Annotated in this window: 19 protein-coding genes and 1 tRNA gene; 15 read left to right on the forward strand and 5 right to left on the reverse strand. The window is 69.6% G+C overall.

Features of this window, described 5'->3' with window-relative positions; translation table 11 throughout:
- Window position 1 precedes the first annotated feature (1 nt).
- The 3 genes from AERO9AM_RS05280 (at window position 2) to AERO9AM_RS05290 (ending at window position 2,102) form a co-directional block, all read left to right on the forward strand.
- Window positions 2-625 carry a SipW-dependent-type signal peptide-containing protein gene (locus AERO9AM_RS05280; RefSeq protein ID WP_159577383.1) on the forward strand — a complete coding sequence of 208 codons (624 nt, stop codon included), beginning with the start codon at window positions 2-4 and terminating at the stop codon, window positions 623-625.
- A 96-nt stretch (window positions 626-721) separates the two neighbouring features.
- Entirely contained in the window at window positions 722-1,417 is a 696-nt protein-coding gene (locus AERO9AM_RS05285; RefSeq protein ID WP_159575204.1) for a signal peptidase I, read from the forward strand.
- Between the two features lie 193 nt (window positions 1,418-1,610).
- Complete coding sequence (locus AERO9AM_RS05290; protein WP_159575205.1) at window positions 1,611-2,102, forward strand: hypothetical protein; 492 nt, start codon at window positions 1,611-1,613, stop codon at window positions 2,100-2,102.
- A 27-nt stretch (window positions 2,103-2,129) separates the two neighbouring features.
- Here the strand turns inward: AERO9AM_RS05290 and AERO9AM_RS05295 are convergent, their stop codons facing one another.
- Window positions 2,130-2,810, reverse strand: a complete 681-nt coding sequence (locus tag AERO9AM_RS05295; RefSeq protein WP_159575206.1) for a YqaJ viral recombinase family protein — start codon at window positions 2,808-2,810, stop codon at window positions 2,130-2,132.
- Between the two features lie 348 nt (window positions 2,811-3,158).
- Here AERO9AM_RS05295 and AERO9AM_RS05300 point away from each other — a divergent pair, with 348 nt between their 5' ends.
- The 3 genes from AERO9AM_RS05300 to rplL all read left to right on the forward strand — a co-directional run bounded on the left by AERO9AM_RS05300 (window position 3,159) and on the right by rplL (window position 5,516).
- Window positions 3,159-4,151 carry a hypothetical protein gene (locus AERO9AM_RS05300; protein WP_159575207.1) on the forward strand — a complete coding sequence of 331 codons (993 nt, stop codon included), beginning with the start codon at window positions 3,159-3,161 and terminating at the stop codon, window positions 4,149-4,151.
- A gap of 444 nt (window positions 4,152-4,595) precedes the next feature.
- Complete coding sequence (gene rplJ / locus AERO9AM_RS05305) at window positions 4,596-5,084, forward strand: 50S ribosomal protein L10 (RefSeq protein ID WP_105686198.1); 489 nt, start codon at window positions 4,596-4,598, stop codon at window positions 5,082-5,084.
- Between the two features lie 48 nt (window positions 5,085-5,132).
- The gene (gene rplL / locus AERO9AM_RS05310) at window positions 5,133-5,516 is read left to right on the forward strand and encodes a 50S ribosomal protein L7/L12 (protein WP_159575208.1); all 384 of its coding nucleotides are present in this window, start codon (window positions 5,133-5,135) and stop codon (window positions 5,514-5,516) included.
- Window positions 5,517-5,599: 83 nt separating this feature from the next.
- On the opposite strand, the gene AERO9AM_RS05315 is transcribed toward rplL, so the two are convergent.
- Window positions 5,600-6,619, reverse strand: a complete 1,020-nt coding sequence (locus tag AERO9AM_RS05315) for a LacI family DNA-binding transcriptional regulator (protein WP_159575209.1) — start codon at window positions 6,617-6,619, stop codon at window positions 5,600-5,602.
- A gap of 236 nt (window positions 6,620-6,855) precedes the next feature.
- Here AERO9AM_RS05315 and AERO9AM_RS05320 point away from each other — a divergent pair, with 236 nt between their 5' ends.
- From AERO9AM_RS05320 to AERO9AM_RS05340, 5 genes are all read left to right on the forward strand, one after another.
- Window positions 6,856-8,187, forward strand: coding sequence for an ABC transporter substrate-binding protein (locus AERO9AM_RS05320; RefSeq protein ID WP_159575210.1), 1,332 nt, complete (start codon window positions 6,856-6,858; stop codon window positions 8,185-8,187).
- A gap of 206 nt (window positions 8,188-8,393) precedes the next feature.
- On the forward strand, window positions 8,394-9,635 hold the full coding sequence (locus tag AERO9AM_RS05325) for a carbohydrate ABC transporter permease (RefSeq protein WP_236602493.1): 1,242 nt from the start codon (window positions 8,394-8,396) through the stop codon (window positions 9,633-9,635).
- Entirely contained in the window at window positions 9,635-10,603 is a 969-nt protein-coding gene (locus AERO9AM_RS05330) for a carbohydrate ABC transporter permease (RefSeq protein WP_159575211.1), read from the forward strand. The genes AERO9AM_RS05325 and AERO9AM_RS05330 overlap by 1 nt, the downstream gene beginning before the upstream one ends.
- Window positions 10,604-10,787: 184 nt before the next feature.
- Window positions 10,788-11,435 carry a phosphatase PAP2 family protein gene (locus AERO9AM_RS05335; protein WP_159575212.1) on the forward strand — a complete coding sequence of 216 codons (648 nt, stop codon included), beginning with the start codon at window positions 10,788-10,790 and terminating at the stop codon, window positions 11,433-11,435.
- 64 nt (window positions 11,436-11,499) lie between these two features.
- Window positions 11,500-12,114 (forward strand): GNAT family N-acetyltransferase, encoded by a 615-nt coding sequence (locus tag AERO9AM_RS05340; protein ID WP_159575213.1) that lies wholly within the window; start codon window positions 11,500-11,502, stop codon window positions 12,112-12,114.
- Window positions 12,115-12,262: 148 nt separating this feature from the next.
- Here the strand turns inward: AERO9AM_RS05340 and AERO9AM_RS05345 are convergent, their stop codons facing one another.
- Window positions 12,263-13,315 (reverse strand): asparaginase, encoded by a 1,053-nt coding sequence (locus tag AERO9AM_RS05345; protein WP_159575214.1) that lies wholly within the window; start codon window positions 13,313-13,315, stop codon window positions 12,263-12,265.
- Window positions 13,308-14,807 (reverse strand): amino acid permease, encoded by a 1,500-nt coding sequence (locus tag AERO9AM_RS05350; protein WP_236602494.1) that lies wholly within the window; start codon window positions 14,805-14,807, stop codon window positions 13,308-13,310. The genes AERO9AM_RS05345 and AERO9AM_RS05350 overlap by 8 nt, the downstream gene beginning before the upstream one ends.
- 109 nt (window positions 14,808-14,916) lie before the next feature.
- Here AERO9AM_RS05350 and AERO9AM_RS05355 point away from each other — a divergent pair, with 109 nt between their 5' ends.
- Complete coding sequence (locus tag AERO9AM_RS05355; RefSeq protein WP_159575215.1) at window positions 14,917-15,627, forward strand: FadR/GntR family transcriptional regulator; 711 nt, start codon at window positions 14,917-14,919, stop codon at window positions 15,625-15,627.
- A 61-nt stretch (window positions 15,628-15,688) separates the two neighbouring features.
- On the opposite strand, the gene AERO9AM_RS05360 is transcribed toward AERO9AM_RS05355, so the two are convergent.
- Window positions 15,689-15,776 (reverse strand) — tRNA-Ser (locus tag AERO9AM_RS05360).
- A gap of 119 nt (window positions 15,777-15,895) precedes the next feature.
- Here AERO9AM_RS05360 and AERO9AM_RS05365 point away from each other — a divergent pair.
- The 3 genes from AERO9AM_RS05365 to AERO9AM_RS05375 all read left to right on the forward strand — a co-directional run bounded on the left by AERO9AM_RS05365 (window position 15,896) and on the right by AERO9AM_RS05375 (window position 19,150).
- Window positions 15,896-17,365, forward strand: coding sequence for an LssY C-terminal domain-containing protein (locus tag AERO9AM_RS05365; RefSeq protein WP_236602495.1), 1,470 nt, complete (start codon window positions 15,896-15,898; stop codon window positions 17,363-17,365).
- Between the two features lie 64 nt (window positions 17,366-17,429).
- Window positions 17,430-18,326 carry an oxygen-dependent tRNA uridine(34) hydroxylase TrhO gene (gene trhO / locus AERO9AM_RS05370; RefSeq protein ID WP_159575216.1) on the forward strand — a complete coding sequence of 299 codons (897 nt, stop codon included), beginning with the start codon at window positions 17,430-17,432 and terminating at the stop codon, window positions 18,324-18,326.
- Window positions 18,327-18,424: 98 nt separating this feature from the next.
- On the forward strand, window positions 18,425-19,150 hold the full coding sequence (locus tag AERO9AM_RS05375) for a DedA family protein (protein ID WP_159575217.1): 726 nt from the start codon (window positions 18,425-18,427) through the stop codon (window positions 19,148-19,150).

Here is a 19,150-nt window from a genome sequence, read left to right on the forward strand (position 1 = left end):
GATGCGGGCCAGTGGGGGAAGGCGGGTCGGGCGGCCCGTCGGCGAGCGGAGGATCCGGCTGCTGCGGATCCGGGCTCTGCTCGCCGGCGGGCTCGTGCTCGGCACGGGCCCGACCTCCACACTGGCGAGCTGGAACGACGCCGAGTACGCGAACGGAACGTTCACGGCGGCGAGGTTCGGCATCGAAGGCTCGCTGGACGGGACGAACTACTCCGAGCACACCAGCACGAGCGCCGCAGCGCTGAGCTTCAGCCCCGCGGTGACCGGGCTCTTCCCCGGTGGCACGTCGTACGCCGCGTTCGCCGTGCGCGCGACGAGCGGCTCGGTCGCGGGACGGGTCCTCGTCTCCGCGGGCACGCCGAGCGGGGGTCTGTCGGACCTCCGCTACGGCGTGCGGACCGTGGGCGCCATGGGGCAGTGCAACGCCGGAAGCTACGCGAGCGGCGCATCGGTGATCCCGGACGGCTCGACCCTCGGCACCTCGGCCGCCGTGTCGCAGATGCTCGCCGCCGACCGCACGCCGGTGTACTACTGCTTCGCCATCTCTCTGCCTGTCGGGGCGTCGAACGGCATGCAGGGCCTGGCGATCAGCCAGACCTGGCAGCTCGTCGCGACCTCGGGCTGATCCCTCCCGCAACCACCCGCGGATCCCCGATCCATCACCGCAGATCCCGATCCACCACCCCACATCCGCCGCCGCTCACACGGAGAGAAGGACAGCATGACCGAGACGACGCAGCCGACCACTCGCCGTGCCGCGCGCGAGAACGCGGCAGCCGCCACGCATACCGATGGGCGGCCCGACACGGACCGCATCGCCGCCGAGGAGATCCGCGATACCGGACCGGGCGCCGACGGCACCAGGCGGCGTCGCGGATCCGTCCGCGGGGTCTTCAGCGAGGTCCTGCTCTGGATCGCGGCGCTGGCGGGCCTCGTGTGCATCGTGCTGGTGATCCTCGCCTTCACCGCGCACATCACGCTCATCATGTTCCGCACCGGGTCGATGGCTCCGACGATCCCGACCGGATCCGTCGCGATCGTGCAGCAGATACCCGCGTCGCAGGTGCACGTCGGCGACGTCGTGACCGTCGATCGCCCCGGGGAGCTGCCGGTCACGCACCGCGTGCGGGCGATCGCGGACGGCTCCACGTCGGGTGAGCGCCTCCTGACGTTGCGAGGCGACGCGAACGCTCAGGACGACGTGGCCCCCTATCCGGTCTCGACCGTGCGGATCGTGCGCTTCGCGATCCCCGGTCTCGCGCCGGTCATCGTGGCGTTCGGCAATCCCTTCGTGCTCGGGGGGATCACGATCGGGGTCGCCGTCCTGGTGGTGTGGGCGTTCTGGCCGCGCCGTCGCGCGTCCGAGGACGAGGCGGAGGCTCCCGGACCCCGGCGGGGAACCCATGAGTCGCCGTGATCCTCGGGTCGGGCGCGCTCCGGCGGCGCTCGGCGATCGGGTCCAGGCCGGTCCCGGTGAGCAGCTGCCGCCCACCGGCGGGACCGTGTCGCTTCCTGCGAGCCGGCGGAGGAGCCCTGCTCTCGGCCGCGGCGCTGCTGCAGCTGCTCGGGCGACGCCGCGGGGGAGAGGGCTCCTGACCGCGGCGCGGCGCGTGCCCTGGCGCCGTTGCGTCCTCGGAGCTCTCGTCGTCGGCGCGTGCGCGGCGGCGCTGCTCGCTCCGCGGCCGGCGCTGACCGATGCCTCGTACACGGATGCGGAGTACGCCGCGAGCGGGACCATCACGGCGGGGACGCTCTCGAACCCCACGAACATGACATGCACGGTGACGAAGGCCGTCGGGATCCTGACGGGGGTCACGGTCACCTGGCAATCGGCGTACCCGCTGTCGCCGACGACGGCGCCCATCTCGGCGCTGACGGCCAACCCGTCGAACTACGTGGGCACGTTCAGCTCCACGGGCACGGGGCCGTACACGCACACGATGGTTCTCAACCAGGGGCTGCTCGGCGGGATCCTCAGCAACGCTCTGGGCAGCACGGTCACCTTCACCGTCGTCGATCAGGCGGGAACGAACTGGAAGTCGGCGAGCCTCACGAAGACGTTGACGACGGGCGCGCTCGGGGCCAACCCGCAGTGCCACTGACCGCCGGAAGGCCTGTCGGGCTGCGGATCAGTCAGCGAGCGCGAGCGCTCGGAACATGTCGCGCTCGCGCAGCGCCTCGCGGCGGCTCTCGGCGACCACCGGCGTCCGCGACGGGGGAGTGCGGCCCGTCGTGCGGTGGTAGAGCTCGTCGATGAGCCGGGTGGCGAGGTGCACCAGGTTCTCGATCTCGCGCTCATCGCGGTCGATCCACACGCAGTGCGGCTCGTCGTGCACCGGGCGGAAGTCGTCGTGCTCCTCCCACACGAACAGCGTGCGCTCGGCGCCGAGCACGTGCTGCTGCCACCACACCTGACGCAGGTAGGTGCGCGGGATCTGCCGCCACGACTTGTTGGTGGTCTTGATCTCGGCGAGGGTGATCCGGCCTGCCGGATCCTGCATGATGCCGTCGGGCGTCGCCAGGTGGCGCGCCTCGACCTCGGCGCGGAACAGCGCGGACGACGGCATGATGCCGTGGGTGGCGGCGACCCAGGCGGCGATCTCGGGCTCGCGACGGCGCCCGTGGTCGGTGTAGGCGTTGCCGCCGAACCGCGGACCGGCGCCGAGCTTGGCGTCTGCGGCGCGGGCGATCGAGGCCTCGCTGGTGAGCCCCGCGACGTCGGTCGCGGTGATGCCGCGGGCCCGTGCGCGCAGCCATGCGACCCGGTCACGCGAGTCGGCGACGATGCGCGCTTCGAGTTCCGGGGTCACCCATCGAGGCTACCTCCGCCCGCCGACGCCGATGCACCGGGCACGCCGGGGCGCGCCGAGTGGGCAGGGCGTCCCCCCCCACCCCCGCCCCGCCTGGCCACGTCCTGGGTACCCGTTCGCACCGAACCACCCCTTTTGCGCCGAACCACCCCTCTTTGTACGGCGCATATGGGGGTGGTTCGGTGGGAACGGGGTGGCTCGGGGCTCCGCAGGCAGGAGCGGCGCGGCCGTCGTGCACAGCAGGCAGGAGCGGCGCGGCCGTCCTGCACAGGGCGAGCGGACGGGGAGAAATGCACGGGATCCGCGACGAGAGGCCGACGCGACTCGCGCCGCGCGCACAGTGGACCGATGCGCCACTGTTCGATCGATGAGCTCCGGCAGATTCTGCTCTCCCGGAAGGATCTCGAACGCGGCGCGAGCGGACGAGCGATCGAACGTGCGCTGTCCACCGGTGAGCTGCACCGGGTTCGTCGGGGCTGGTACCTCCCCGGCGTGTTCTGGCGCGAGCTGTGGCCGGAGTCGCGTCACAAGGCGCTGGTCGTGGCGACGTGGATGGCTGCACGGGGATCCGATCCGGTCTTCTCGCACGAGTCGGCGGCGGCTCTCCTGGGGCTCCCTCTCCATCGGTGGGTGCCACGGTCGGCGCACGTCATGCTGGGCTCGGTCGACCGGCACAGCGCTCGCGACGTCTTCCGCCATGAGGGCGAGCTGACCGAGGGCGACATCGTCCGGGTCGGGGGGATCCGCTGCACGGGACTCGTGCGCACCGCGTACGACCTGGGGCGAATGCTCCCGCCCGCCTCCGCGCTCGCGGTCGTGGACGCCGCGCTGGCGCAGGTCGCGGGTGTCCCGTGGGACTTTGACGCAGCGGCCGAGGATTCGATGCGGAAGCAGCTCGAGGATCGCGCACGCCGGCCGGGGGCGCGAGGGATCCGTCAGGCCCGTGAGCTGTTCACGCTCGCCGAGGGGCGCGCACAGGGGCCGCTCGAGAGCGTGACGCGCTATCGGCTGCACCAACTCGGGTTTCCGCGCCCTCGCGTGCAGGTGCCTGTTCCGGGGCCGAACTCCACGACCTACTGGATGGACATCGGTCTTGATGAGCACCGGATCTTCCTCGAGTGCGACGGAATCGGCAAGTATCTCGATCCCGAGCTCGCCGGGGGGATGGATCCTGGCCAGGTCGTCCTCGAGGAGAAACGGCGAGAGGACTGGGTGCGCGGCAGCACGGGATGGGGCGTGGCGCGCGTGGGATCCGACGCGGTCAGCACGGTCGGAGGGTTCGCCGCGTTCCTGGGAGCCTTCGCGATCACCCCGCACGGCGCGCGCCGGATCTGGCTGTGAGCCTCGGCGCTTGCCCCCGAACCACCCCTTTGTCGCCCGGCCACCCCTGTCCGAGCGGTGCGCAGAGGGGTGGATCGCGCCGATAGGGGTGGCTCGGCGCAAGAGCCGGATCCAACTCGGCGCGGGGTCCGGATCCGACCCGGCGCGGGAGCAAGAGCTGGGCCGGCCACAGGGCCGATTTGGGGGAGCGGGGTGGATGCCGTAGTCTGGGGGTAACCGAAGACCGCTGGTCATCGTCGTGTGCGCGAGCACGAGACGATCGAAGCACTGCCGGATCCCCGGATCCGTACGGCAGAGGCCCGCGCAGGTGACACGAACGATCTCCATATCCTGGATCCCGCTCCGTGCGCTTGCGCCGGAGCGTTTTTGTTTGCCTGCAGAGCGCGGCGGTCGAGGCCGGTGCTCCACCGCCGTGGAGCATCCCGTACTCATCAAGGAGTGACCATGGCGCAGAAGGATGCATCGGTCGCCGAGCTCACGAAGAATTTCGAGGACTCGAACGCCGTTCTGCTGACCGAGTACCGCGGTCTGACGGTTGCCCAGCTCAAGCAGCTGCGCAACAGCATCCGTCAGGACGCGAGCTACGCCGTGGTGAAGAACACGCTGACCAAGATCGCCGCGAACAACGCGGGGATCACGGCGCTGGACGACGACCTCAAGGGTCCGTCGGCCGTCGCGTTCGTGCACGGTGACTTCGTCGCCACCGCCAAGGCTCTGCGTGACTTCGCCAAGGCCAACCCGCTTCTCGTGATCAAGGGCGGCATCTTCGAGGGCAACGCCCTGAGTGCCGACGAGGTCAACAAGTACGCCTCCCTGGAGAGCCGCGAGGTTCTGCTGGCGAAGGCCGCGGGCATGATGAAGGCGACGATGGGCAAGGCCGCGGCCACCATCGACGCTCTTCGCGAGAAGCTGGAGACCGCCGAGGCCGCCTGAGCCTCGAGGTCTTCATCCACAAACCCCCATCTATCTAGGAGATACATCATGGCGAAGCTCACCACTGAGGAGCTGCTGGACCAGTTCGCTGGTCTGACCCTTGTCGAGCTCAGCGACTTCGTGAAGGCGTTCGAGGAGAAGTTCGACGTCACCGCTGCTGCCCCCGTCGCCGTCGCCGGCGCCGCTGGTGGCGCGGGTGCCGCTGAGGCCGAGGAGGAGAAGGACTCGTTCGACGTCATCCTCGAGGCTGCCGGCGACAAGAAGATCCAGGTCATCAAGGTCGTCCGCGAGCTCACCTCGCTCGGCCTCGGCGAGGCCAAGGCCGTCGTCGACGGTGCCCCGAAGGCCGTCCTCGAGGGCGCCAACAAGGAGACCGCCGAGAAGGCCAAGGCTTCCCTGGAGGAGGCCGGCGCGACGGTCACCCTCAAGTAAGGTCCGTCGGGTCGAGGTGCACGGCGCCTCTCCTCGCGTTCCGACGCTGCGAATGCCCCGGGTTCTCCCGGGGCATTCGTGCGTCAACGGGAGGCCACGACGCGCGGCGCTGCGGTCGATTGCCGGGCCATGAGGGTCGAGGGGGCGGTCACGTGCTCCAGCGGCGCCTCCGGTGCCTGCATGCGGGCCAGCAGCAGCCGGACCGCTTCAGCGCCCTGCTCGCGCGGGTTCTGCCGGATCGTGGTGAGGCTGAACATCTCGGCGTAGCGGTGATCGTCGATGCCGATCACGCTGAGTTCGCTGGGAACCCCGATCCCCAGCCGCTGCGCGGCCAGGATCGCGCCGATGGCGGCCTCGTCGCAGACGGCCGCGATCGCCGTCGGGCGGTGGCGGCGGTCGGCCAGCAGCGCGGCGACGGTCTCGAAGGACTCGGGAATGGATGATCCGGTCGGCACCGCCCGGATCCGGGAGCTCAGGCCCGCCGCCGACATGGCGAGGCAGTAGCCCTCGTGGCGCTGACCCTCGCCGTAGTTGAACAGATCCTCGCGGCGCTCGGCGCCGAGGAACGCGATGTCCTCGTGCCCCAGCTCGATGAGATGCTCCGTGGCGACTCTGGCGGCGGCGACGTCGTCGATGGTGACGGTGTCGGCAAGCTCCGGGAACGGGCCGGCGGAGACCAGGGGGAGCCCGGTCTCCGCGAGCCGCTCCAGTTCGTGTGCGCCGGGTTCCAGGCAGATCGCGATGATCCCGTCGAAGCGCCGTCCGGCCAGGGCGTGATCGAGCATGCGGGCGCGGTCGGCGCTGCCCTCGGGCGCGCAGTACAGGCCCAGATCGAGGCCGTTCGCGATGAGCGCGTGCTGGATGCCGAGGAGGATCTCCGAGAAGAACCAGCGATCCACCATCGGCATGATGACGCCGATCGTCGACGTGCGCCCCGTGGCGAGACTGGACGCGCTCGAGTGCGCGGAGTAGGCGAGCTCGCGGGCGGCGCGCACGACCCGCTCGCGCGTCTCCGCCGACACGTAGCCGTTGCCGCTGAGCGCCCGACTGGCCGTCGATTTCGCCACGCCCGCGCGCAGCGCCACATCGATGATCCCCGTCACGGCGTTTCCTCCTCGAAACCGATCTCCTCACGATAGCGATATCCCGGGCCGCATGGAACCGGTTCCCTGAAAGCGCTCCCACGTTCCTCACGTCCGAAGGGCCCAGGTTATCCAGTTGTGATCCGAACCACGTTGCGAAACCGGTGGGAGGGTCACTAGTGTCGCCTGGAAGCGGTTCCCGAGAGGAGCCCCCAGCGTTGGGGAAATGGCCCCCGCGAATTCGAAGGAGAAAACGTATGGGAATGTCTCAGCGACGTCGCCTGATCGCGCCCCTGGCGCTGGTCGCGGTGTCCGGCCTCGCACTCGCGGGCTGCGCCGAAGGCAGCTCGACGGGCGGCGGGGATTCGTCCGGCAAGGGAGAGACCGTCAAGATCTCCGGCGGTATCACGGGATCCGAGGCGGACCTGCTGAACAAGTCCTTCGACCAGTTCACCAAGGACACGGGCATCAAGGTCGTGTACACCGGCGACAAGAGCTTCGAGGGCAACATCGTCACCAAGGTGACCGGTGGCAGCGCTCCCGACATCGCGATCGTGCCGCAGCCGGGTCTGCTGAAGAGCCTCGTCGACACCGGTGACGTCAAGACCGCCCCCAAGGAGGTCGAGGCGAACGTCGACAAGAACTGGTCCAAGGACTGGAAGAAGTACGGCACGTTCGACGGCAAGTTCTACGCCGCGCCGATGCTCGCCAACGTGAAGGGCTACGTCTGGTACTCGCCGGCGAAGTTCAAGGAGCTCGGCGTCGAGGTCCCCAAGACCTGGGACGAGCTGCTGACGCTCACCAAGACGGTCCAGGAGAAGACCGGCGCCGCGCCGTGGTGCGCGGGCTTCGCCTCCGGTGACGCGTCCGGCTGGCCGGGCACCGACTGGATCGAGGACCTCGTGCTGCGCCAGAGCGGCCCGGACGTCTACGACCAGTGGGTCGACAACAAGGTGAAGTTCACCGACCCGCAGATCAAGCAGGCGTTCGACGCCGTGGGCTCCATCCTGCTCGACCCGAAGTACGTCAACGCGGGCTTCGGCGACGTGAAGAGCATCAACTCCACCGCGTTCGCGGACGTCGCGGCCAAGGTCGCCGACGGCACCTGCATCATGACCCACCAGGCCTCGTTCCTCTCGTCGAACTTCCTCGACGTGAAGACCAAGGCGGGTGCGGCGCCGAAGGTCGCCCCTGACGGCGACGTCTACGCGTTCGTGATGCCCGGCATCAAGGAAGGCGACAAGGTCGTGGAGGGCGGCGGCGAGTTCGTCGCGGGCTTCAGCGACAACGCGGCCACCAAGAAGGTGCTCGAGTACATGTCGTCGGCCGACTTCGCCAACGCTCGCGTCAAGCTCGGCGGCGTGATCTCCGCGAACAAGAACGCCGACCCGTCGCTGGCTTCGAGCGAGTTCCTGCAGGACGCGATGAAGACGGTGCAGGACCCGAACACCACGCTGCGTTTCGACGCGAGCGACCTGATGCCGTCCACGGTCGGCTCCGGATCGTTCTGGAAGGGCATGGTCAGCTGGATCGACGGGAAGCCGACGGACCAGGTGCTGAGCGACATCCAGGCGGGCTACAAGAACTAGTCTGACGACACGACCTGCGAAGGCTGCGGGGCCCGTCCGCGTCGGCGGACGGCCCCGCAGTCTTCGGCTGGCCAGATCCTGACAGAGTTCGACGGCGAACCCAGAAGGGGGTCCACATGTCGCAAACCACGATGTCGCCACCCAAGGCGACCCCAGCCCGCACCTCCGGGCGCACCACCGCCTCCCGATCGGTCACGATCGGAGGCATGGCCATCGGAGCCGTCGCGATCGTCGGCGTCTTCCTCGCGCTGCTGGTCAGCCCCGAACCCGAGACGCCGGTGCCCACCAGCCTCGGCTTCTCGCTGAAGAGCTTCTTCGTCTGGATCGGCGGTCTCAATCCGCTGCTGCAGATCCCGATCGTGCTGGTCGCTTTCGCGGTGGTCGCCGGGATCCTGCTGCTGCTCATCGAGTACGCGCCGCGACACGGCAAGGGCTTCTTCTGGCTGCGCCTGGTCGCGTGCTTCGTGATCCCGGTGCTCGCGTTCATGCTGCTGCGGCCGTACCAGCACGCCGTGGTCTACGTCATGATCATCGCGCTCCTCGCCGGCGGCATGCTGTTCTTCGCCGACTTCCGGGCGCGGGAGGGAGCCGGCTACAAGCTGCAGCTCGTGCTCTTCATGGCGCCGGCCGCCGCGCTGCTGCTCATCGGCCTGATCTACCCCGCGGTGAGCACGGTGATCCAGTCGTTCTTCGACAAGACCGGCAAGGACTTCGTCGCCCTGGAGAATTACCAGTGGGTCTTCACGAACCCGGAGGGCTTCTGGTCCGTGATCAACACGCTGATCTGGGCGCTCATCGCTCCGATCGTGTCGACGATCTTCGGCCTCGCCTACGCCGTGTTCATCGACCGCGCCCGCGGCGAGAAGATCCTCAAGGTCTTCGTCTTCATGCCGGTGGCGATCTCGTTCGTCGGTGCGGGCATCATCTGGAAGTTCATCTACGACTACCGGCAGGGCGACCAGATCGGTCTGCTGAACGCCATCGTGACGATGTTCGGCGGCAAGCCGATCGGCTGGCTGGACACCACGCCGCTCGTGAACACGATCTGCCTCCTCATCGTCTTCATCTGGACGCAGACCGGATTCGCGATGGTGATCCTGTCGGCGGCGATCAAGGCGGTGCCGACCGAGCAGATCGAGGCCGCGGCGCTCGACGGCGCGAACGCCTGGGAGAGGTTCCGCAACGTGACGGTGCCGGGGATCCGCTCCTCGCTCATCGTCGTGCTGACCACGATCACGATCGCCTCGCTGAAGGTCTACGACATCGTGGCCGTGATGACCGGCGGCCGGGCGAACAGCACCGTGCTCGGCTTCGAGATGGTCAACCAGCAGCAGCGGTTCCAGAGCTACGGGCACTCGTCCGCACTGGCCGTGGTGCTGTTCCTGTTCGTGCTGCCGCTGATCATCTACAACGCCCGGCAGATGGCCAAGCAGAGGGAGATCCGCTGATGAGTGCGACCCAGGCGATCGTCACCGACAACCGCAACAAGCGCCAGGTCGCGCGGGACACCCGCCGTCACGAGGCGACCGCGCAGAAGCGCCTCACATCGAAGGGCGCCACGATCGCGGCGGTGATCATCGCGATCTTCTGGACGATCCCGACGTTCGGGCTCTTCGTCACCTCGTTCCGTCCCGGCGCCGATTCCAACAGCACGGGCTGGTGGACGGTGTTCGTCGACCCCTCGTTCACGCTCAGCAACTACGCCGACGCCCTCACCTCGGGCGGCACCGCGCTGACGCTGGGGGCGTCGTTCATCAACTCGCTGGCCATCACGATCCCGGCCACGATCGTGCCGATCTTCATCGCGTCGCTCGCCGCCTACGGCTTCGCGTGGATGAACTTCACCGGTAAGAACCTCGTGTTCGTCTTCGTGTTCGCGCTGCAGATCGTGCCCATCCAGATGGCTCTGGTGCCGCTGCTCTCGCTGTTCTCGCGCGGCCTGACGCTGTTCGGCACGCAGATCTTCCCCGGCCTGGAGCTGCGCGACGTGGATCACAGCTTCGCGACGGTGTGGATCGCGCATGCGATCTTCGCCATGCCGCTGGCGATCTTCATGCTGCACAACTTCATCGCCGAGATCCCCGGCGAGGTCGTCGAGGCCGCGCGCGTGGACGGCGCCGGTCACGGGCAGATCTTCTTCAGCATCATCCTGCCGCTGGCGATGCCGGCCATCGCGTCCTTCGCGATCTTCCAGTTCCTCTGGGTGTGGAACGACCTGCTGGTCGCCACGATCTTCGCCCCCGAGTCGTCGCTGCCTCTGACGCAGACGCTGAACTCGCTGTCGGGATCCTGGGGCGACAAGTGGTTCCTGCAGTCGGCGGGAACGTTCATCTCGATCATCGTCCCGCTGATCGTGTTCTTCGCGCTGCAGCGCTTCTTCGTGCGCGGCCTGCTGGCCGGCGCGACGAAGGGCTGAGGGGCGAGACCTCGGTCGCTGAGCCTGTCGAAGCGACGTGGTCCGGATCCGGGCCCTTCGACAGGCTCAGGGACCGGATCGGGAACGGGGTGCGGTCTGGTCGATCGCACCCCGTTCCGCGTCCGCGCCCCGGATCCGGGTCCTGCGACGGGCTCAGGGACCGGATCCGGGGGAGAATGGCCGGATGACGCGTCGGCTGGCTCTGCTCCTCGGCCTCCTCGGCGTGGGGGTGGCGCTGGCGACGGCCGTGGTGCTCGCCACCGCGCCGCACCTCATCGTCGCCCTGGACGACGCGTGGAACCTCGAGATGGTCGAGTGGCGCAACCCGGTGCTGACGGGCTCGGCCCTGGTGATGAACGTGCTCGGCGGCGGGTGGGTCGCGACGATCCTCACGCCGCTGCTGGTCGCCGCGCTGGCCTGGATCGCGCGCGGCTGGCGCGGCGCGCTGTTCTCCCTCATCGTGTTCCTGGCCAGCGCGGGCCTGGTGCAGCTGGTCAAGAAGGCGCTGGGGCGCGATCGTCCGCAAGACCTCCTGATCGCCTCGGATTTCGGATCCTTCCCCTCGGGGCACACCGCACACGCCGCGACCTTCGCGGTCGTGCTGTGGCTGCTGTTCCCGACGCTGTGGGTCGCCATCGGCGGCGCGGTGTGGACGATGGCGATGGGCTTCTCGCGGACCGTGCTCAGCGTGCACTGGTTCAGCGACACCGTGGGCGGCGCGCTGATCGGCGCCGGCGCGGCCCTGCTCGTCGCCGCGGTGCTGTGGCGCTGGGTATGGCTGCCGGCCGAGCTCGAGGCGCCGGGCGGCAGGAGCGCGGATCCGCCTCGCTAGGCTGAACAGATCCGCAGGTCCCCGGTCATTCAGCGATCGAGGGGCGCCGATCGAAGGGCACTCCGTGGCACGCATCCGACCGTTCCGCTCCGAAGACGTCGAGGGCCTCTACGACGTGTGCGTGAAGACGGCCGACGTCGGCGGCGACGCCACCGGCATGCTGTCCGACGACGCTCTCTGGGGCGACCTGTTCGCCGTGCCGTACGCGCTGCGGGATCCGGGACTGTGCTGGGTGGTGGAGGCCGAGGACGGTCGCGTGATCGGGTATGTGGTCGCCACGGACGACACGAACCCGTTCGCCGCCTGGTTCCGCGACGAATGGTGGCCGTCGCGTCGCGACCGCTACCGTCCCTCCGGTGCGCCGGAGCCCACCGCGCAGGACCGGTTCCTCGCCTACGGCGACCGGCAGGCGCCCCGCGACGACGCGATCGTCCGCGACTACCCGGCGCACCTGCACATCGACCTGCTGCCGGAGACCCAGGGTCAGGGCCTCGGGCGGCGCTTGATCGACACGCTGCTCGCCGAACTCGGCCGCCGCGGCGTGCCGGCGCTGCACCTCTCCATGAATGCGGACAACGCCGCCGCCGGCGCGTTCTACGAGCGGCTCGGCTTCACGCAGCTCGCCTCCGGGGAGGGCAGCACGACCTACGGCATCCGGATCCCCGGCGCGCAGAGCTGAGGATCCGCGGCAGCTCCGCGGCCTGAGGCGATGGCGGTGCGCGGCGGGCGGGAGATCCCCCGACATCCCGTCCGCCGCACACCGCGTCTGATCCCTCGCGCCGAGACCGACGGTCGCGCATGTCCGTCCTGCCTCGCCGCGGGGCGTCTCATCCTCGGCGCTCCCCGAGCAGGTTCCTTCCGAGAAGCTCCCTGAGCTCGGCACCGGTGAACCCGGCACGCGCCAGGGCGCCCAGTTTTCCGAGTGCGGCTTCGCTCGTCATGTCGCCGGCCCCGATCGCGCCGGCCTCGGCCAGAGCGGATCCGACCGCGTAACGGTCGAGCGTCACCGGCCCGTCCTCGCACTGCGTCACCGCGAGCACGACCGTGTCCCGCTCGGTCGCCGCGCGGATCGCGGCGCCGAGCCCGCCGCTCGCCATCGGTGCGGTGCCGGATCCGTAGCACTCGAGGACGATCCCGGTCGGGCATTCGTTCATCACGGCGACGAGCTGCGCCGCATTCACTCCCGGGACGACCTTGACGAGCCCTGTTCTGGGGGCGGGGCTGCCTGCGGCGCGGCGCAGAGCCGTTGCGACGCGCCGGTCCACTCCGACCGGTTCGCCCGCGAGCGGCCGCGGGGCCGCGAACGCCTGAGGACTCTCGGTCGAGCGCTTGGTCGCACGGATGGCGGGCAGGAGGCGCCCGCCGAATGCGATGTGCACGCCGTTCGCATCGGTGCCGTCGGCCGAGGCGACCGCGAGCGCGAAGTTCTCGGTCGCGTCCGTGTGCTCGAAGCCGATCGGGCGCTGAGAGCCGGTGAACACGATCGGCGTCGACAGATCGGCGAGGGCGAAGGCGACGAAGGAGGCGCTGTAGGCAAGGGTGTCGCTGCCGTGGATCACGACGACCGCGCGTGGATCATCCCTGACGATGATCTCCCGGATCTGGTCCGCCAGCCGACCGAGCGCGTCGCAGTCCAGCTCGGCGCTGTCGACCGCCTGCGCCGTCTCGGAGTAGGTCCAGTCGACCGCCCGCCTTCCGCGCGGGCGGACGACGGCCATGAGCGCTTCGATCTCGTTCCGCAGGCGCGGGTTGGGCACCAGGCCCCGAGAGGACGGCACCATGCCGAACGTGCCCCCCGTGTAGAGGATCGCGAGCGGGCCCGCGGGTGCGGATCCATCGAGCGTGAGGAGTCCGCCGCCGCTCCGTGCCGGCTCAGTCATCCGCATCCGCACCTTCCCGCACGACGGCCCGGTCGGGGCTGTCCGGCACCTCGATCGCAGTCGTGAGCGCCTGCGCGTCGACCCGCCCTCGGACGGCGTACCAGCCGACCACCAGCAGCACGATCACGGCGACGAACGCGATGAGCGTGATGCGGCCGACCCCCTGGTCGAGGGCCATCAGCAGCACCACCAGCGCCAGGAAGCCCAAGGTGATGCCGTTGGTCACGGGGGCCCAGGGCAGCCGGAAGGCAGGGCGCTCCCGTCCCTCCCGCTTCATCTTCCGGATGAACAGCCAATGGCAGACGATGATCGACGCCCAGACGCCGACGATCCCGAGCCCGGCGAGGTTGAGCACGATCTCGAACACCTGTCCGGGGACCACCATGTTCAGGAACACGCCGATCACGCCCAGGCCGGTGGTGATCAGGATCCCGCCGTAGGGCACGCCCGCCTTGTTCATCCGCCGGGCGAACTTCGGGCCCGTTCCGGCCATCGCGAGCGATCGGAGCGTCCGGCCGGTGGAGTAGAGACCCGCGTTCAGACTGGACATGGCAGCGGTGAGGACGACGAGGTTCATGATGTCGCCGGCGTGCGGGATCCCGATGGCGCTCATGACGGTCACGAACGGGCTCTCGTTCGCCTTGTACGCGTTCCAGGGCATCAAGAGGGTGAAGAGCACGACGGAACCCGCGTAGAAGAGCATGATGCGCCACATGATCGAGTTGACCGCGCGGGGGACGACGGAGCGCGCGTCCTTGGCTTCGCCTGCGGCGACCCCGACCATCTCGGTGCCGCCGTAGGCGAAGACGACGCCGAGCGCGATCACGAACATGGCGCCGATGCCCATCGGGAAGAACCCGCCGTTGTCCGCGATCATGGCGAGGCCGGGCCGGTGCCCGTGAATGGGGGTCTGGGTGACGATGAGGAAGACGCCGAGGATGCCGAACAGCACGATCGCGCCCACCTTGACGAGCGCGAACCAGTACTCGAGCTCGCCGAACAGGACCGCCGAGGTGACATTCATCGCCATGACGATCAGGAGCGCGGCCAGCGCGATGACCCATTGCGGGATCGGCGTGAAGAACGACCAGAAGTGGGTGTAGAGAGCGATCGCCGTGATGTCGGCGATGACCGTCGTGCCCCAGTCGAGGAAGAACAGCCAGCCGACCGTGAAGGCGCCCTTCTCACCCATGAACTCGCGCGCGTACGAGACGAACGCGCCCGATGACGGCCGGTACATCACCAGCTCGCCCAGCGCCCTGACGACGATGAAGGCGAACAGGCCGCAGACGATGTAGACCACCGCCAGTGACGGGCCGGCGATCGCCATGCGACCGCTGGCTCCCAGGAACAGGCCCGTTCCGATCGACCCGCCGATGGCGATCATGTTCATGTGCCGGCGCTTGAGCGCTTTCCGATACCCCTGGTCGCCGATGTCGGCGACGGCTTCCTGCATCCCGTTGTCGACCTGAACGTCGTTGTTCCGCGTCACCTCGAACCTTTCCCTCACCATTGATGGCAATTCTGTCTAGCTGTCGGACAGCTTAGAGTGCGGAAACGGTGGTCGCAACAGCCCGCCGGGGCAGCGGCGGGCCGCCGGTATGCTGGGGCTTCCCGAAGAGCTGGGGGAGATCGTGCTCGACGACGCAGTTCCCGTCACCCCGATCAAGCGTGTGAGCGCTGCGGAGGCGACGTTCCAGGCATTGCTGGCCCTCATCGCGAGCGACGGCGTGGCGGTCGGCGACCGTCTTCCCGGAGAGGTCGAGCTGGCGAAGCGGTTCGGGGTGAGCCGCGCGATCCTCCGCGAAGCGCTCGGGGCGTGTGCGACCCTCGGGCTGACCGAGACGCTGACCGGCAGCGGCACATACGTCCGCGCGAAGAGCCCTCGGCCGAAGCTCACGTTCGGCGGCTATGCGGCGGTCGACCTGATCGAAGCGCGGCCGCACATCGAGATCCCCGCTGCGGGCTACGCCGCCGAGCGTCGCACGCCCGAGCAGCTCGAGCGGATGCGCTCCCTCGTCGACCGGATGCGCCACACGGCGGACCTGCGGACGTGGGTCCGCCTGGACGGGGACCTTCACCGCCTGATCGCGGAGGCCAGCGGCAACCCGGTGCTCGCGGCGATGGTCGATTCGCTGCGGCAGGCGCTGGATCCTCAGTCGGAGTTCCTCAACATCACCAAGGCGAGGCAGTCCTCGTCGGACGAAGAGCACGCGCAGATCGTCGAGGCGATCGCTTCGGGATCGGCCGAGACCGCGCGGGAGATGCTGTCCCGACATCTGTCCCAGGTCGCGGAGGCGCTCATCGAATAGCCGCCGGCTCATGACGAAGGCCCCGCCTCCCGTGTTTCTCGGGGAGGCGGGGCCTTCTGCCTGGCGGTGACGGCGGGATTCGAACCCGCGGTTGCTTGCACAACACACGCTTTCCAAGCGTGCTCCTTCGGCCGCTCGGACACGTCACCAGGAGGACAACCTGATCAGTCTATCGGATCCCGAAGGCTGGTCCGGACCAGGCCCTCAGCCCCCGCGCGCGAGGCGGCCGCCCGTGCCAGGATGAGGACGACCGCGAAGGAGAGCCACCGTGACCGGCATCGACCCAGAGCACGCCGACGGGCAGCATCCGTCGCGGCGGCGCTGGGCGCTGCGGATGCAGCAGCCGCTGCCGTCATCCACGGTCGTCGACCGGATCGCCTTCCTGGTGGGGACGGCGTCCGCCGTGTGGCTCGCGGTGATCATCTCGCTGCAGACGTTCCGCTACGCCTGGTCGGTGCTGCTGTTCGTGCCGGTGTGGGCGATCATGGCCTACCTCGTGCTCCCGCGTCTGCACCGGATGCTGTCCGATCTCTACGTGCCGGACTACTTCTTCGGGCGCACCCGCACCGCCGACGGCCTGCTCGGGGATCCGGTCAACCTGGGCGTCGACGGCACGGCGGAGCAGCTGGATGAGGTGATGACACGAGCCGGCTGGCATCGTGCCGACGAGATCACCGCCGCGTCGACCTGGGGGATCATCGTCTCCACGCTCACCCGGCGCAGCTACCCGACGGCGCCGGTGTCGCCGCTGATGCTGTTCGGCCGCCGTCACGATGTCGCGTATCAGCAGGAGGTCGCCGGCAACCCGAAGCAGCGGCACCACGTACGGTTCTGGCACACTCCGCCCGGCTGGCTGCTGCCCGGCGGCGCGCGGGCCGACTGGCTCGGCGCCGGCACCTACGACACGGACGTGGGTCTGAGCCTGTTCACCCTGCAGGTGACGCACCGCATCGACGAGAACACCGACATCGAACGCGACTTCGTGGTGCAGAGTGCGCGTGGCGCGGATCCGGCGGTGCGGGTGCGCGACCTGCGCGACTTCACCACCGGGTACCACTCCCGCAACGGCGGCGGCGACCGCTTCATCACGGACGGGCACCTGCCGATCCTCGACGTGACCCGGGTGTCCGTGCCGGGCGCGGCGGAGCCGGCGGAGGCGGTCGCCGCCGACCGCGCCGCCGACCCCGGGGCCGTTCCGGCTGCGGGCGCCGCGTACGCCGCGGACTCCGGCTCGGCCCTGGACCCGGTGCGGCATCGCGCCCGCGAGGGCCACGGCGAGTCGCTCCGCACCACGGCGGAGCGCTCCATCCGACGCGCGCCGCTCGCGACCTTCTTCGCCGTGGGCGTCGTGGTGCTGGGTGCGCTGGTCGACCTGGTCGGGCTGGTCGTCGGAGTGCTGACCGACCCCGATGCCCGTCGCATCCTCACCGACGGGCCCTCGGACGAGGCGACCGTGCTGCTCGTGGCGATCGGATTCGGGGCTCTCGTGTCGTTCGCACAGCTGCTCATGGCCTGGGCGGTGCTGCGGCGCGGCCGGCGCTCGCGCGCGGTGCTCATGGTGCTCCTTGCGATCGGCGTGCTCTCGACGGCGATCGACTACCTCGACGGCCGGGCCGTGCTCGCCGTCAACGGCACGCTGCTGTCGGCGTCGCTGCAGTGCCTCGCGCTGCTCGCTCTGTCCAGCGAGTCGGCCGGCGCATGGGCGCGGCGGCGGTCGGCCGTGCACGAGGACGCGTGATCCACGACGTCCACCCCGGACGCGGGCGCCGCCGACGCATCTGAGGGCGAACTAGGATCTCTGGGTGCCCACCCCGAAGATCGTGCTGTTCTACGCCTTCGCGCCCCTGCCGGATCCCGAGGCGATCCGGCTCTGGCAGCGCGACCTGTGCGACGCGCTGCACCTGCGCGGCCGGATCCTGATCTCCCGGCACGGCATCAACGGCACCCTCGGCGGCGACCTTCCCGCAGTGAAGAAGTGGCTGCGGTCGTTCCGTGCCTACCCGGCCTTCCGCGACGCCGACGTGAAGTGGAGCGAGGGCACCGCGGTCGACGCCGACGGCTTCAGCGTCGACTTCCCCAAGTTGAGCGTCAAGGTGCGCGACGAGATCGTCTCGTTCGGCGCTCCGGAGGAGCTGCGCGTCGACGAGCACGGCGTGGTCGGCGGCGGCACCCGCCTCACCCCTGACGCCCTGCACGAGCTCGTGGCCGAGCGGGGCGACGAGGTGGTGTTCTTCGACGGGCGCAACGCGCTCGAGGCGCAGATCGGCCGGTTCCGCGGCGCGATCGTGCCCGAGGTCGAGACCACGCGCGACTTCGTGGGCCTGCTGGACTCGGGCGCCTACGACGACCTCAAGGGGCGCCCGATCGTCACCTACTGCACCGGCGGGATCCGCTGCGAGGTGCTGTCGAGCCTGATGACCGCGCGCGGGTTCGGCGAGGTCTACCAGCTCGAGGGCGGCATCGTCCGTTACGGCGAGCGCTTCGGCGACGACGGGCTGTGGGACGGGTCCCTGTACGTGTTCGACGGTCGCGGATCCGTGGACTTCTCCGACCACGCGGCGGTCATCGGCGTGTGCGCGGGGTGCGGCGCGTCCACGAACCGCACCGCGAACTGCCCCGATCCGTCGTGCCGCCACCAGGCGGTGGTGTGCCCGGCCTGCGTCGCCGTGCCGTGCGCGGAGCACGCCGGCGCGGCCTGAGCACGCGTCGCTCCGCTCATGACGGGCTGGATGAACAGTTCGGAACATCACTCTCAGGGATGACGACGGCGGTCCGTGCGCGACGTAGCGTGGTGCGCATGGACCTACTGAACACCTGGCTGCTGCATGCGGCCGGACAGCTCTGGCTGTTCCCGGTGCTGCTGGTGTTCTTCTTCGTCGACGGCTTCGCGACGATCCTGCCGAGCGAGACGGCGCTCGTCGCGCTCGCCGCCCTCTCGCTGCACAGCGGGGAGCCGAACCTGGTCGTGCTCGGCCTCGTCGCGCTCGTCGGCGCAGTGGCGGGCGACAACATGGCGTACCTCCTCGGACGCACGATCGGCACCGAGCGGTGGGCGTGGATGCGCCGGCCGCGCGTGCACAAGATGTTCGAGTGGGCCAGGTACGAGCTCGACAAGCGCGGCGCCGCCCTCATCTTCACGGCGCGGTACATCCCGTGGGGGCGGGTCGCCGTGAACTACATGGCGGGGCAGACGGGCTACCCGCACCGCCGGTTCTTCCTGTTCGACCTGTTCGCCTGCGTCACCTGGGTGGGGTACGCGCTCGCCATCGGCCTCCTCGCCGGGCAGTGGGTGCACGAGAACCCGCTGCTCGGAGTGGGCATCGCCGTGGTGTTCGCGGTGATCCTCGGCTTCGGCATCGATCATGTGCTGCGCTGGTGGCACGGGCGTCGTGGAGTCGCCGAGCCGGCTCGGCCGGGATCCGGATCCGGCTCCGGCTCCGGCTCCGCCGAAGCGTCGCCGACGGCCCCGTCGCCGACGGCCGGTGCGAGGCACACCACGCCGAGGACCGCGTCGGAGCGCTGA

It is taken from the genome of Microbacterium sp. 8M (assembly GCF_902506375.1).
GTDB lineage: Bacteria > Actinomycetota > Actinomycetes > Actinomycetales > Microbacteriaceae > Microbacterium.

Bases quoted from the DNA above. Each gene is read 5' to 3' on its own strand.
- AERO9AM_RS05325 (WP_236602493.1), top strand. From the start codon at position 8,394: ATGGCCATCGGAGCCGTCGCGATCGTCGGCGTCTTCCTCGCGCTGCTG.
- rplL (WP_159575208.1), top strand. From the start codon at position 5,133: ATGGCGAAGCTCACCACTGAGGAGCTGCTGGACCAGTTCGCTGGTCTG.
- AERO9AM_RS05285 (WP_159575204.1), top strand. From the start codon at position 722: ATGACCGAGACGACGCAGCCGACCACTCGCCGTGCCGCGCGCGAGAAC.
- AERO9AM_RS05355 (WP_159575215.1), top strand. From the start codon at position 14,917: ATGCTGGGGCTTCCCGAAGAGCTGGGGGAGATCGTGCTCGACGACGCA.
- AERO9AM_RS05335 (WP_159575212.1), top strand. From the start codon at position 10,788: ATGACGCGTCGGCTGGCTCTGCTCCTCGGCCTCCTCGGCGTGGGGGTG.
- rplJ (WP_105686198.1), top strand. From the start codon at position 4,596: ATGGCGCAGAAGGATGCATCGGTCGCCGAGCTCACGAAGAATTTCGAG.
- AERO9AM_RS05280 (WP_159577383.1), top strand. From the start codon at position 2: ATGCGGGCCAGTGGGGGAAGGCGGGTCGGGCGGCCCGTCGGCGAGCGG.
- AERO9AM_RS05330 (WP_159575211.1), top strand. From the start codon at position 9,635: ATGAGTGCGACCCAGGCGATCGTCACCGACAACCGCAACAAGCGCCAG.
- AERO9AM_RS05300 (WP_159575207.1), top strand. From the start codon at position 3,159: ATGCGCCACTGTTCGATCGATGAGCTCCGGCAGATTCTGCTCTCCCGG.
- AERO9AM_RS05375 (WP_159575217.1), top strand. From the start codon at position 18,425: ATGGACCTACTGAACACCTGGCTGCTGCATGCGGCCGGACAGCTCTGG.
- AERO9AM_RS05345 (WP_159575214.1), bottom strand. From the start codon at position 13,315: ATGACTGAGCCGGCACGGAGCGGCGGCGGACTCCTCACGCTCGATGGA.
- AERO9AM_RS05320 (WP_159575210.1), top strand. From the start codon at position 6,856: ATGGGAATGTCTCAGCGACGTCGCCTGATCGCGCCCCTGGCGCTGGTC.